The sequence below is a fragment of the Virgibacillus oceani genome, assembly GCF_041521345.1.
GTDB lineage: Bacteria > Bacillota > Bacilli > Bacillales > Amphibacillaceae > Virgibacillus_N > Virgibacillus_N oceani_A.
Map to the genome: position 1 here is coordinate 1 of NZ_JBGOHB010000104.1, position 238 is coordinate 238.

Annotated in this window: 1 pseudogene; it reads right to left on the reverse strand. The window is 35.7% G+C overall.

The annotated features are described in order from the left end of the window. A pseudogene (locus ACDX78_RS23335) lies at nucleotides 1-238 on the reverse strand (RNA-guided endonuclease InsQ/TnpB family protein); the annotation flags it as partial.

A 238-nucleotide genomic window follows, 5' to 3' on the forward strand; every position in this document is an offset into this window, starting at 1 on the left:
TAGCCTGGGATGCGAGGTCTGGCGTTGTACTTTACCGGGTGATCTTTGTAATCTCTTAAACTGGCATAAAAACTTTTCCAATTTTGAAAAACGGCTTTCATTACCCATTGACTGCTCTGTATTGGTAAGGAAAGATAATCTGGTTGTTTAATTACATGAAATAAGCTGTTTAGAAAGTTATAATGAAGATATGGTTTTTCTTTTGTTGGTGCTTCAAATAGGTTGCATGTGACTTCTT